Below are 12,646 nucleotides of genomic sequence, written 5' to 3'. Positions count from 1 at the left end.
CGCTATGCCTTATTAAGTTTTTTTTCGCGCAGTAAGAGGGCTTCTTTACGAGCTACGCCCCAGCGATAACCCGAGAGTTGACCATCGCGTTTCACCACGCGGTGACAGGGGATCACAATAGCGAGTCGGTTGGCTGCACAGGCTTGGGCGACGGCGCGAACGGCTTTAGGCGAACCGAGCTGCTCGGCAATATCGGTATAACTGACGGTTGAACCTAGGGGAATATCGCGTAACGCCCGCCATACACGCTCTTGGAAGACAGTACCTTGAATATCTAAGGGTAAGTGCCAGGTCGAGCCAGGGTGTTCGATATAACCAATGATTTGGGCGACGATCTGTTCGTAATGCGCATCCCCGCCCACCAAAATGGCATGAGGATATTGTTGCTGGAATTGTTCAATTAACGAGTCAGGCTCATCGCCTAAGCTAATCGCACAGACCCCCTTCTCGCTTTGCGCGACCAATACCGAGCCGAGGCTGCACTGCCCGAGTGCAAAATAAATCGTCACTCCCGCAGCGCCCCGCTGATAGTGCTTCGCTGTCATCCCGAGGCGTTGCGAGGCAGTTTCGTAAAATCGGCTATTGGCATTGAAACCCGCTTGGTAAATGGCCTCGCTGACCGATTGCTGTGGATTCTTAAGCTGTTCTCGTAAGCGTATGGCACGCAATCCCGCACTGTACGCTTTCGGCGTCAGTCCCGTTACCGATTTGAAAATACGGTGAAGATAGCCGCTGCTTACTGCACAATGATCGGCCAGTGTCGATAAATCCGGTAACTGTTCAGCATTCTCGATCAGATAACAGCTCTTTTTTACGATGGCGAGCCACTTGGCAGGATAGCGAGGCGTCGGTGTGCTGGCCTCGCTTAAGGTGTAGCCTGCTGCCTCGGCCGCCGCACTATGGCGAAAGAATTCGACATTGTCTCGGGCAGGTAAAATCGTCACCGCACTCGGGAGGCAATATTGACCGGTAGACGGAACTGCCACGACAAAGTGGTCATCGGCGGTGGCATCACGGGTCTTCACGGCTTGCCAACAGGCGTCATCATTCGGATAGCGTGGGGTAACCATTAGGCGTTAACTCCTGACAGTGACTGAGTGGCCTAAACGATAGAGGATTATACTGTTCATTAATATCCGTTTTTTAACCTGCTGTCCTTTTTGCAGAAATATCCACCTGTTTGATCACTAAATAATTTTCTGCGTCGCATTTTTTTAGCGTTTATCTTCCAATGGAATGGGTTCACTGATAATAATATCGCAATATATTATGACTGGGACTGAATGATGCTTAATAAAGATACCCAACTCTGTATTTCTCTTTCCGGCCGCCCCAGTAATATTGGCACCCGTTTTCATAATTATCTTTATCAGAAACTCGATATTGATTTTATTTATAAGGCTTTCTCGACGACCGATATTGAAGCAGCGGTCAAAGGCGTGCGAGCATTAGGTATCCGCGGTTGTTCAGTTTCTATGCCGTTTAAAGAGAGCTGCATTCCATTTATCGATCACTTAACGGATTCGGCCATAGCGATCGATTCCGTCAATACCATCGTCAATGATAACGGTGTCCTCACCGCTTATAACACCGATTTTTTAGCGATTCGCCAGTTGATCACCGACCATCTGCCAGACAATTCACAAACTGTGCTAGTACAGGGTGCAGGCGGGATGGCTAAGGCCGTGGTGGCTGCCTTTCATGATGCCGGATTTACTCAACTCAGTGTAATGGCGCGTAATGAGCAGAGCGGTAAAGCGCTTGCAGAGAAGTATCACTATCGCTATCAGTCGCCCGACGAGACTACCACTGCCGATATTATCGTCAATGTCACCCCAATTGGTATGACTGGCGGCGCAGAAAGTGACACCCTCGCCTTTACCGAATCGATCGTGGATGCGGCTGACACCGTCTTCGACGTCGTTGCGTTCCCGGCACAAACTCCGCTGGTGAAAAAAGGTCATGCACTGGGTAAGAAAGTCCTGAGTGGTGATCAGGTGATTGCGCTACAAGCGTTAGAACAATTTGCGTTATATACCGGGGTCAGACCCAGTGATGCATTAATGCAAGAGGCCTCTGTTTTCTCCCGCCAATAACGTTTCCTGCCCTCAAGGCACGGGAAACGCTTTTTTCCGTGCCCGTTATGGCATATCATCTGCCGGTCTCGTTGAGACCCATCCTTGATGGTGCTCCCTAATCTGCTATGAGCGCTTAAGCCATGACTGTTCTTCTGCATTTTATTGATGTATTTGGTACTTTTGTTTTCGCATTAAGTGGCGCGACAGTCGGCGTTCGGCATCGCTTTGATCTGTTTGGCGTTTTCGTCTTGGCTTTTGTCACGGCGGTAGGAGGTGGTTGTGTTAGGGATCTCTGTTTAGGTGCTACCCCTCCTGCTGGGTTGATCAACGTTGAGTACCTTGTCTGTGTCATCATCGCGATTATGCTGATCAGCTTTTTTCAAAAGATTGTGTTCTCTTTCGAGAAACCCGCCCTCTTCTTTGATGCCCTTGGTCTTGGCTTTTTTGCCGCTTTTGGTGCAAACAAAGCTTACGTACATACCCACGAGATCTTTTTTTCCATCCTAATGGGCTGTATTAGTGCCGTGGGCGGTGGATGTCTGCGGGATATTCTTACTGGCCGTTCTCCTGTGATCCTCACAAAAGAGATTTATGCCAGTGCGGCACTGATTGGTGCGGGTATTCAGATTTTAGGTTCATCGGGTATTATTCCGCCGCAATACAGTATCTGGCTTGCAATTGGTAGCTGCACGGCGATACGGATGCTTTCCCTGCGCTATAACATCACGCTAAAAACCATCGCCAATAAGTATCTCGATGAATGAGTTAACCCTATGTGCTTGATGTATTGCTCTACTCAATAGAAATCATTACCGTATTGAGAAATTCGCGCACAAGGTCCCTTATAACATGAACATTACTGAACTGGCTTCTAACCGATTTACCACTAAGGCCTACGATGCCTCACGTCCACTGACTGAACAGCAGATCGCAGATGTCCTATCGTTGTTACAGAACAGCCCTTCTACACTTAATTTGCAAGGTTGGCATTTCCATGTGATCACCACTGAGGCTGGCCGCGAAAAAATTGCGCCCGCTATCTTCGATTTGAATAAAACCAAAGTGGCACAAGCCCCTCTGGCTATCGTTTTCTCCAGTATCAATGGTATCAGTGAGCAACACTTGGACGAATTAGTGGCGCAAGAAGCGCAAGACGGCCGTTTTCGTGATGCGGAAGCTCGCCAGAAAAATGATGCAGGTCGCCGCGGTTATATCAATAATGTCGCCCACTCCGCTGAGTTTCAGCACAAGTGGATGGAACGTCAGCTCTATATTGCCTTAGGCTTCCTACTACTCGGTGCCCCTGCGCTCGGGCTACATGCTACGCCAATCGAAGGCTTTGATACCCAAGAGATGGATAAGATTCTGGGATTAGAGGCTCAAGGTTTGCACAGTGTAGTGATGGCAACGGTTGGCTATAACAGCGATGCTGATTTCAATGCACAGCTGCCTAAGTCGCGCTTCCCACTCGATAAAATTATCACTAAGTTATAACCCTTAATTCGGTAATCGCTAAAGATTACCGAATTGTTGATTTCCCGCCCCCTTTCCCCTCAAAGCTTTTAGGTATATTGTTTTGCTATCACTTAGCAGCAAGGACCAGGCGGATATGGAACAACAAGCTTCAGCATTGCTCAACACGTTATCGGGCATAGTCGGTAACAAGCAAGTCTTAACCTCTCAAGATGATAAATCCTTTTACACTACTGGGTTTCGTGTCGGCCAAGGCGAGGCACTCGCCGTAATAATCCCCGAATCCTTGTCTGCACTCTGGCAGGTATTGCAACACTGCGTTGCCGCAGAGGTTATTATTTTGATGCAAGCCTCTAATACCGGGATCACTGGCGGCTCGACGCCGGATGGTAACGATTACGATCGTCCCATCATTATCATCAGTACTCGCCGCTTAAAAGGGATTCAGGTTATCGATAATGGCCAACAGGTCATCGCTTATCCTGGCTCTACCCTTACCGAATTAGAAGATATCCTTAGGCCCTTACAGCGAGAGCCTCATTCGGTGATTGGTTCGTCCTGTATCGGTGCCTCGGTTATCGGCGGCTTATGTAATAACTCAGGTGGGTCACTCATTCGGCGGGGGCCAGCCTTCACTGAAAAATCGCTTTACGCGCAGATTAGCGAGCAAGGTGAAATTTCCCTCGTTAACCATCTAGGGATCGAATTAGGGGAAACACCTGAAGAAATCTTACAGAATCTTGAGGCCAAGCAGTTCACCACTGGGGATATCGATACGTGGCAAGGCAAGATATGGGCCGATGATTACGCTGAAAAACTGCGTGATACCGACTCTGCCACCCCCGCGCGTTTTAATGGCGACCCGCATTATTTACATGACAGCGCAGGGTGTGCCGGAAAGATTATCGTTTTTGCGGCAAGGCTTGCCACCTTTCCTGCCAGTAAAGGAACAGAGACCTATTATATCGGGACTAATGATGAAAAAGTCCTGATAGCGCTACGACGCTATCTATTAACGAAGCTGGATCAGTTACCGATCCAAGCGGAATATATCCACGCTAACGCCTTCGATATGACGCTACGTTATGCCAAGCATATGATCTTAGCGATACGCCAACTCGGCCCTCAGTCAATTCCCGGTATGATGGCGAAAAAAGCAAAATGGGACGTCAGGGTAAAAAATATCAAGTGCCTACCAAGGAATTTAACCGATCGCTTGATTCAAGGCTTCAATCAAATTACCCCTCCGCTCGTCGCCAAGCGTATCTTAGACTATCGCCGTCGCTATCCGCATCATTTACTGATAAAAGCGGACAGTGAACAAGCCGCGCAAATGACTGCCCTGCTGAATACCTTTTTTAGCGACCAGCAAGGTGATTATTTTATCTGCGATAAAAACGAGGCCCAAGATGCGTTTTTAATCCGCTTTGCGGTCGGTGGGGCTGCGATTTCGTATTGTGATTATTTGGGTATCGACCCGAATGAGCGGCTGATAGCCTTTGATGCGGCATTTCGCCGTAACGACGAGCAATGGTTATTTGATCTTCCTGCTCACCTTCAGGACCAAATCCAAGCCGATTCGTGTTGCGGGCACTTCTTCTGTTTAGTGAACCACCAGGACTATATATTAAAACCTGAGGTTGATGGTAAGCAGTTTAAGCAAGAGGTTATCGATTATATTGAACAGCGTGGCGCGCGCTATCCTGCTGAACATAATGTCGGGCATTTGTATGCTGCTAAGGAAGATTATCAGCAACACTGGCGCGAACTCGATCCCACTAATAGTTGTAATCCGGGTATAGGTAAGACGAGTCGTCGCAAGTTTTGGCAGTAATTGGAAACGGCGTTCTCCCTGTGGAAGAACGCCGATTAGCTTACTGTTTTTCGAGATACTGTGCGATCACCGAGAGATCTTTTTCCCCCAATCCGGCGTCTACTGCAGACTGCCACAGTGATGTGATCGAATGTAGATTTGGCATCTGTTCAGCCCCGCCAGCTTCTGCGGCGAGCGTTGCATCTTTTAACGCCCACTTTAGCTGCATCTGTGGCGCATAAGTACCTTCATCAATCATCTCTAATTTCGTTTTCGCATAAGGGGCAGCGAGCGGTCCCCCTTCTAAGACTGACCAGAGCGTTTCGGGACTAAAACCCAGTTGCTTCGCTAAGCAGTGGCTTTCCGCCAAACTCTGTACCAGACCGATTAACCAACTGTTGACCACGAGTTTCATGGCGCTGCCTGCTCCGGCATCACCTAACCAGTGAGTGCCTTTGCTGATGGCGGTAAACACGGGTTCGATCGTTGATTGCAGCGTGCGATCGCCGCTAGCAAGTATCGAGATCTGTGCCATTTCTGCGGGTTTTTTCGTTCCTGAAACCGGGGCATCGATAAAACCGATATCAGGACGTTTCTCTTTCAAAAAGGTATGGAGTTGCTGCGTAGCATCGACGCCTATCGTTCCCATTTGAACGACGATGGCTTGGTCTGCTAAGGCGTCGATGACGTGATGCATAACATCTAAGGTGATCTCAGCATTCGCGAGCATGACCAGCACCACTTCACTTCCCTCAACCGCTTGAGCCGGGCTAGAGGCTAGGGTCGCGCCCTGTTCAACTAAGTCTTTCCCTTTTTCTGCGCTACGGTTCCATACCCTTAACGTAAAATTATTTTTTAGTAAGTTACTGGCAAAAGCGTGACCCATTGCCCCTAACCCAAGTACTGAAACAGTAGTAATCTTCGTTGGCATTTTGGCTTCCTCTCGTGAGTAAACACAGTGTAGTGCAGAACAATCGATTTGTGGGCGTTGAGCAAGGCTGAAACATATTTTGTAGTACAACTGATCGCTTTGAAATATTGCATTACCGGTTATCGGAAGTGCAATAGGACGGTGATTATCTAGATATCTTGAAAATGTGTGAATACGGTAGGTCGCGAAAAAATCTTAGAGTGAAACTCATCAGAGTATTAGTCGCCGAATATTCCTTCGTCAGCCACCGCATGTGATGGCCGACCTGAGTTCGTTGAAGCGAGTTCCTGCTGAGAGATAGCGATCATTATGACTCACAAGAATATATAGTCGCTTGCCGTCGGTTCATCCTCCCCATCTCGTTTGAATTACCTCGCGCGGTGAATTAATGTAGCCACCGCGCAATCAAACGAGATAAGGCTGGCCCTAAACAGAGCACTGCAATAAAACGCCCTGTCTGCATCGACATAACAAATGGCTGATTCACTGACACGGATGACGCAATAATGGCCACAGAATCGGCGCCCCCCGGGCTAGTTGCTAAATAGGCACTTAACGGATCGATACCCGCATATTCGACTAACATCCACGCAAACCCGCAGCAAATAGCCATCAACAAAATGACCGAGAATAGAATGGCGGGTAATGCATGAAAAGCATAGCGCAGAATATCTTTGGTAAAGCGTGCACCTATGCTCCAGCCAATCATGGCATAAGCAGTGGCGAGTAAAGGCAACGGTAACTCAATCTGCAGGCCACCGACATTCATTGCGAGATTACTGATGATCATGCTCAGTAATAAAGGAGCCGCGGGGAGCTTGATGAATTTGGCGAGGATTAAGGCGAAGAGGATAATAGCTAAGGTAATGAAAAAAGCGCCCCAAGCAACAGGCTGTTCGAGTTGCGTAATCGCCGAGGTGGCAGCGCTTTCAGGAGCCAGATAGTGACTAACAACGGTAGCGAGTAGCGTCACCAATAGTACACGCAAATATTGCATAAAGGCGACTAACCGGACGTCGGCACCAAAATTTCCGGCCATCAGGGTCATGGCCGTCGCCCCGCCAGGGGAGGATCCCCACAGGGCAGTTGTCCCGGGTAGCACTTTACATTTCGCTAGCACTGCACCTAATAAAGTGCTAACCGCAATCACCGAAAATACTGTCATGATAAAAATCGGCCAGGTGTGCTGCATCTCTTTAAACACTTCGATTGGCATGGCACGCGCAATCATCGCCCCTACTACCGCCTGTGCTGCACGAAAGAGTGTGCGATTCAATGAGACCATTTGTTTGGTCACCGCAAAGAGTATTGCGATAAACATCGGTCCCAGGAGTAAGGCCGCCGGAAGATGGATCAATTCTAGTAAGGACACAGCGACTAGACTGAGAACAATTAATACAAGCCAACGTACTACACGCGGTGAATGTAACACACGCCCTCCCTGTCAATCGTTAGCGGTGGAATAACTATACGGCTAATAATAGTAATAATAGCCTAGTTAGACAGACTAAACGTAATCTATTCGCAGCATAAGGTGAGACCCGCCTCCGTATCATAAGTTATTAATCACGCAGAATGAATAGACTGGATGGCTGATGGCACAGGCAGGCTTACCCCTCGACAAGGGACACGATTATATAGCGGTCAAGGTAGAGGGGATCCCCCTTGGTCGCTATGCACCGCAAATATTCCAGCTGTTATCGCAGCACGGCCTCGACGCGGTAAGGCGGATGCTGGCGCAACCGGTATTAAGTGATCAAGGCATCGCGTTACAGTGGTTTCCTCACAGGTCAAGCCAAGTCATCACGCCTTGGTGCCAGGCCACCTTATCGCAGCAAGTTGACTGCCTAGCGCAGCTGATGGAAAGAATTGATACGATTACTATGCTGCGTCAGCAACTCGCCGGTCAGCGTACCCGCTCTCTGACGATTATCGACCAAATACTGCAAAACTTAACCGTAATCCCCTCCACAGAGGCCATTTTTTTGGCGGATCAACAACCGCTGTTAGCGCAGTGGGGCTATTATGATCAGGGGCGGACTGCCGTCGATATCCCTTCTCTTCAACACCATTTACAGCAACGTCTTGGGGACGAGTCTGCAGCGGATGACACACCTACGGAAAGCTCACCATCGAAACGGTCTAGCGGACCCTACCGCTACGCCCTTACCGTGGCGGTTATTACCCTTTCTATCGCAGGAGCGATAACCTTCCTACGACCGAGCACAAAGCCAACGCTTGCGACGCTTCCAGATATCATTTCGACGGTAGATGAGATTCAGCAGTCTGTGCAGGACATAATGGCGGCAAGTCAAGCCTTGCCGCTTCAACCCGCAGAACTGACGCTGCCTCTCCCTGAGATCAGACCCATTAGGGTAAAAAAAAGCCGCGTACCGCTTATGATCCCGGCACGTTCGCGTTACCAAGGAAATGTCGATTTTCTAAACGGGACTTGGCTGGCCAACATTAGACTAGCCAACACGACCGCCGCCGTGACGTTTGACTTCAGCCACGGCAAGGCGAGCACACGTATTACTTTTGGCCAGCAAAGGTGTATGACGACCAGCCAATCGGCCTTTACCTCCAGCGGCAAGTTGGTCATAAAGACAGCGAAAGCACGTTGTGACGAGGGGATGACGCTCCCGATTATCACCCTTGTTTGTGAAAAAAGCGCACCGAATACCCAATGTCGCTGGCAGCAAAATCCGTCCACCCTGCTGCCCGTTAAGCTTTATAGCGAGAGAACCCTATGACCCATTTAGGCCAACAGCCTCAGATACTGTTTGTAGATTCAGGGATACAGTTTATTGATCATCATATTGTCATGAACGATCCGGTAGCGACTGAGACGGCATTTATACGCGCAAGTGTTCAGGGGCCGATGTGCGAGGTAACTCCTGATGCAAGAGGTCAGTACCAGTATAGTGAATATGACGGCGCTGCGGTCGAATGGGTTCGTCCCGAGTACGTCTTTTCACTTTCAGCGTCGCTAACCGCTCTCCAACACCAGTGGCTGCCGATCCCCTATTTCACCCTGCAAGGCGAAACCTGCGCAGCACGGCCAATAAATTGGGCCCGGGTATATGTGTCGCCCCATCCGCAAGCCGAACAGGGTTGGGACGTTACGCTCGCCTTCGACACAAAAGTGAGTCACGAGGATGATGGCTTACAGCCCAGTCAGTTCGAAGTGGATCAGGGACAGCTCTTTGCCTTGCCGCGTCATCCCAAGGTATGGCAAGCTTTTTTTCAGCAACATTGGGTCAGTGCTTGGATGACCGCTATTTTTCCTGCCGCAAACCCTACCCCGTCCTATATCTGGCAAGCTCACTATATCAACCTGCTAAAGATCCTGGTGCATCGCATTAAGCCCCGGCCCCTTTTATTACGCGAGGTTGCCTCGGACAGCGAGTCTATTGCGGTGGAGGCAATCATCGACTTGGGCAATAGCAATAGTTGTGGTGTGTTATATGAAGTGGATGCCCACTGCGCGAACCCACTAAGTCTCTGTAGTGAATTACAGTTGCGGGACCTGAGTTGTCCGACCCGACAGGGATATACCTTGTTTAGCAGCGAACTCAACTTCTCACCAGCGCCTTTTGGTCAGGCTGGACACTCTTCAGCCAGTGGTCGACTGGATGCTTTTCAATGGGGGTCTTTGGTACGTATCGGCCCTGAAGCTCAGCGCCTCAATGCACACTCCCATCATGATCTACAACCTCAAGGGATAACCTGCCCGCGTCGCTATATTTGGGATGATCACCCTTCAAATGTCGTGTGGTTCAACGCGTGTCGGACCGATCAGGCGCAGTACTCATCCATCGATCACCCCCTGAGCTTATTATTAAATGATCAAGGAAGTTTACTTGATGAATTAGCAGATATTGATAAATTCCCGGTATTTGTGCCACAGTTTTCGCGCTCCACGCTTTTTACTTTTCTGATTATCGAATTGGTCAATCAGATCGCGATACAAATTAATAGCCTACATTATCGTCAACGATACGCTAACCACGATATTCCACGCGTCATTACTAGGCTGACCTTCACCCTCCCAGTTAACTTTACCGCGCTGGAACGCCAACGTTTTCGACTTCTAGCCGAAAGAGCGATAACGCTGATCAAAAGGTTACAGCCTACATTTTTTCCGGTGAGCAGCCCTGAGATTGAAATACGCTTTCCTTGGGACGAAGCCTGTTGTGGGCAAATATTTTGGCTTTGGCAGCAATTGCGCACCCAATCGGTGGAGGCGTTACAGCAGCGCTACCAGCGCTCACCGCATACTGCGCATTTACGTATTGCATTAATCGATGTTGGTGGCGGCACAACCGATGTCGCCGTGACGGAATATCCGCTTATCTCACCCGAAAATGCTGCTGCACCGGCCTTTAGTCCGCAATTACTACGCAGAGAGGGCTTCACCCTAGCGGGTGACAGTTTGCTCGAAGATATCATTACTCATTTTCTCTTGCCGCAACTTGGCGATCACCTTCGTCAACAAGGGCTTACCTCGGTAGGAACCATTCTTGAACGTTTATTGAGTCGTGAGAAGAGTTGTGAGGGCGATACGGTATGGCGTCAGTATGTCGTCAGGCATTTATTGTTACCCGTCATCGACGATATTTTACAGCGCTATCGTCTGCAGGAAACCGCGTATTTCTGCCGTATCAGTCAACTACTCGACGCCGACGTATTGACTTACATCGAGAACAACCTCAAAGAGAAAATTGCCTGTTATTCAATTGAATTACGAACATTATCTTTTCAGTTTTCATTTGGTGAATTTGTCGATTTCTTAAGTGGCCCTCAATGTCGCTTGGGCCAACTTCTGCAACTCATAAGTGACACTGTCACTAGAGAACGTTGTGATGTGGTCTTGTTGAGTGGTCAAGTGATGGAGCTAGCGCTGTTTCAGCAAAGATTTCGCCAACTACCGGTTCATTGCTGCTTGCTAACAGAGTTACCGACCGATGCAGCGTTACCATTCTGTACGACAGGAAAATTAGCAAACGGTAAGCATGCGACGAGTCTAGGCGGCCTACTCTACGCATTGATAACCCAACACATTACCGCTGATCGGTCTATTCTCCCAGGCAATATCAGCAATGTGCCCGTTCCACGTTGGTATGGGCCGCTAACGCAAGAGGGACAACTGCATAAGGTATTATTGGGTTCTACTTGTCAGGCTGTGCAACGCACCTTGCTGACTATCACCCAATCAACCTCTATTGGTTACCGTTGTAAAGAGGATGATGCGGTGATCGCTTCGCCACTTTTTGCGCTGATCCCTAATCGTCAAAAAATCAAGCAGCTAGTATTGGGCGTGACCATCGAACTGGAGTGGGCCTTCGATACAGAGGGCGAATTACTCGCCCTACCGAAAGTGATTAGCGTTGTCGACAGTCAACGGCAAAGCATCGATCCGCATTGGATAAAGGTAGAGTTGAATACCTTATCTTTGCGTGGCGACAGCCAAGAATATTACTGGCGTGATGACGGACGCGTTATGTCGCCTATCACCTAGTGTGACGTCGTATCGGCCCGCTCGATAATAATATGATACAACTTAGGCGCTTCTTCTCTTACTTCATCCATAAGTGCCAGTATGGCAGCTAGGGGATGCTCAGCCTGCAGTTGCTGGGGCTGAAGTTGATGAAAGTAGCAGGTTAAAGGTAAGGGAATTTCACCGGTTAACCAGTCCCATAAAGCATCGAGCGAGTCGCCGAACAGATAATCGGTTGAATATTGCTGGCGTAACTGATGATAAAAATCAGCCCGCGAATGGATCTGCTGGCAATCAAAATGGAGCGTAAACATTTAGGGCACCTGTTGGAAGCTACGATAATGATCGGTGGTCAGATAAATAAGCCCATCGGACGAAAATAATAGACGATCACTGTTACGGCGCCCACAACTGAAGTTGACGTCAGCCTCTTGCCATGAACGCCCCGCTTGTTCGGGTAGACGATGTTCGCGATTAGAGAAACGCTCTCCGCCAATCACCCTTCCTGGCAAGACCTCACACAGATTCCCTTTTGACGCCACCCAGCCCTTGCGACGAGCCTCACCCTTGCGGATATAGTAATCAGGAAGCGTTCGATGAGCGCGCAGGTAACGTGCCACGTTGCTGGGATCAGTATTGGCTGTTATCGAAGGAGCTGAAGTCGAAGACTGTTGCGTAGTGGAAGACGGCGTGATGTGAGATGTTGATGGGCTATGACAGGCTTTTAGCGCGTAGCCGATCAGTAACATGATCACGATAATAAAAGGACGATATTTTTTCAGCTGCATATAAAGGAGATGGCAGGGAGACAATTTAGGAAGTCTAGCAGAGTAGCAAGGGGATTGCGATCA

Annotated in this window: 11 protein-coding genes; 6 read left to right on the top strand and 5 right to left on the bottom strand. The window is 49.1% G+C overall.

Translation table 11 applies throughout. The features are described from left to right. Window positions 1-2: 2 nt before the first annotated feature. Complete coding sequence (gene ada / locus HGT71_RS01415; RefSeq protein WP_214216206.1) at window positions 3-1,070, bottom strand: bifunctional DNA-binding transcriptional regulator/O6-methylguanine-DNA methyltransferase Ada; 1,068 nt, start codon at window positions 1,068-1,070, stop codon at window positions 3-5. 216 nt (window positions 1,071-1,286) lie between these two features. On the opposite strand from ada, the gene HGT71_RS01410 reads away from it, so the two are divergent. The 4 genes from HGT71_RS01410 to dld all read left to right on the top strand — a co-directional run bounded on the left by HGT71_RS01410 (window position 1,287) and on the right by dld (window position 5,385). Beyond that, window positions 1,287-2,096 carry a shikimate 5-dehydrogenase gene (locus tag HGT71_RS01410; protein WP_214216504.1) on the top strand — a complete coding sequence of 270 codons (810 nt, stop codon included), beginning with the start codon at window positions 1,287-1,289 and terminating at the stop codon, window positions 2,094-2,096. A 122-nt stretch (window positions 2,097-2,218) separates the two neighbouring features. Further along, complete coding sequence (locus HGT71_RS01405) at window positions 2,219-2,842, top strand: trimeric intracellular cation channel family protein (protein ID WP_048913279.1); 624 nt, start codon at window positions 2,219-2,221, stop codon at window positions 2,840-2,842. 85 nt (window positions 2,843-2,927) lie between these two features. Next, a complete protein-coding gene (gene nfsB, locus HGT71_RS01400) occupies window positions 2,928-3,572 on the top strand; it encodes an oxygen-insensitive NAD(P)H nitroreductase (RefSeq protein WP_048913278.1) in 645 nt (214 codons plus the stop codon). A gap of 115 nt (window positions 3,573-3,687) precedes the next feature. Next, on the top strand, window positions 3,688-5,385 hold the full coding sequence (gene dld, locus HGT71_RS01395) for a D-lactate dehydrogenase (protein ID WP_214216205.1): 1,698 nt from the start codon (window positions 3,688-3,690) through the stop codon (window positions 5,383-5,385). Window positions 5,386-5,425: 40 nt separating this feature from the next. On the opposite strand, the gene HGT71_RS01390 is transcribed toward dld, so the two are convergent. Continuing rightward, window positions 5,426-6,295 carry an NAD(P)-dependent oxidoreductase gene (locus HGT71_RS01390; RefSeq protein WP_214216204.1) on the bottom strand — a complete coding sequence of 290 codons (870 nt, stop codon included), beginning with the start codon at window positions 6,293-6,295 and terminating at the stop codon, window positions 5,426-5,428. Window positions 6,296-6,680: 385 nt separating this feature from the next. Further along, a complete protein-coding gene (locus tag HGT71_RS01385) occupies window positions 6,681-7,727 on the bottom strand; it encodes an AbrB family transcriptional regulator (protein WP_214216203.1) in 1,047 nt (348 codons plus the stop codon). A 163-nt stretch (window positions 7,728-7,890) separates the two neighbouring features. Between HGT71_RS01385 and HGT71_RS01380 the strand changes: the two genes are divergently transcribed. Together HGT71_RS01380 and HGT71_RS01375 are read left to right on the top strand one after the other, a co-directional pair. Further along, window positions 7,891-9,048: a hypothetical protein gene (locus tag HGT71_RS01380; RefSeq protein WP_214216202.1), complete on the top strand. Its 1,158-nt coding sequence runs from the start codon at window positions 7,891-7,893 to the stop codon at window positions 9,046-9,048. Next, on the top strand, window positions 9,045-11,816 hold the full coding sequence (locus HGT71_RS01375) for a virulence factor SrfB (protein WP_214216201.1): 2,772 nt from the start codon (window positions 9,045-9,047) through the stop codon (window positions 11,814-11,816). Before HGT71_RS01380 ends, HGT71_RS01375 begins: the two co-directional genes overlap by 4 nt. Here HGT71_RS01375 and HGT71_RS01370 read toward each other — a convergent pair. Together HGT71_RS01370 and HGT71_RS01365 are read right to left on the bottom strand one after the other, a co-directional pair. Continuing rightward, complete coding sequence (locus tag HGT71_RS01370; protein WP_214216200.1) at window positions 11,813-12,109, bottom strand: barstar family protein; 297 nt, start codon at window positions 12,107-12,109, stop codon at window positions 11,813-11,815. The genes HGT71_RS01375 and HGT71_RS01370 overlap by 4 nt on opposite strands. Then, complete coding sequence (locus HGT71_RS01365) at window positions 12,110-12,583, bottom strand: ribonuclease domain-containing protein (RefSeq protein ID WP_214216199.1); 474 nt, start codon at window positions 12,581-12,583, stop codon at window positions 12,110-12,112. Window positions 12,584-12,646 lie beyond the last annotated feature (63 nt).

It is taken from the genome of Rosenbergiella epipactidis, assembly GCF_018494055.1.
GTDB classification, from domain to species: domain Bacteria; phylum Pseudomonadota; class Gammaproteobacteria; order Enterobacterales; family Enterobacteriaceae; genus Rosenbergiella; species Rosenbergiella epipactidis.
The sequence above is the reverse complement of the archived record's forward strand: the minus strand, read 5'-3'. Positions and strand labels throughout refer to the sequence as shown.

What these genes read in the sequence shown, in the direction of transcription:
- dld (WP_214216205.1), top strand. Translation starts at nt 3,688, where the DNA reads ATGGAACAACAAGCTTCAGCATTGCTCAACACGTTATCGGGCATAGTC.
- HGT71_RS01410 (WP_214216504.1), top strand. Translation starts at nt 1,287, where the DNA reads ATGCTTAATAAAGATACCCAACTCTGTATTTCTCTTTCCGGCCGCCCC.
- nfsB (WP_048913278.1), top strand. Translation starts at nt 2,928, where the DNA reads ATGAACATTACTGAACTGGCTTCTAACCGATTTACCACTAAGGCCTAC.
- HGT71_RS01365 (WP_214216199.1), bottom strand. Translation starts at nt 12,583, where the DNA reads ATGCAGCTGAAAAAATATCGTCCTTTTATTATCGTGATCATGTTACTG.
- HGT71_RS01375 (WP_214216201.1), top strand. Translation starts at nt 9,045, where the DNA reads ATGACCCATTTAGGCCAACAGCCTCAGATACTGTTTGTAGATTCAGGG.
- HGT71_RS01405 (WP_048913279.1), top strand. Translation starts at nt 2,219, where the DNA reads ATGACTGTTCTTCTGCATTTTATTGATGTATTTGGTACTTTTGTTTTC.
- HGT71_RS01370 (WP_214216200.1), bottom strand. Translation starts at nt 12,109, where the DNA reads ATGTTTACGCTCCATTTTGATTGCCAGCAGATCCATTCGCGGGCTGAT.
- HGT71_RS01380 (WP_214216202.1), top strand. Translation starts at nt 7,891, where the DNA reads ATGGCACAGGCAGGCTTACCCCTCGACAAGGGACACGATTATATAGCG.
- ada (WP_214216206.1), bottom strand. Translation starts at nt 1,070, where the DNA reads ATGGTTACCCCACGCTATCCGAATGATGACGCCTGTTGGCAAGCCGTG.
- HGT71_RS01390 (WP_214216204.1), bottom strand. Translation starts at nt 6,295, where the DNA reads ATGCCAACGAAGATTACTACTGTTTCAGTACTTGGGTTAGGGGCAATG.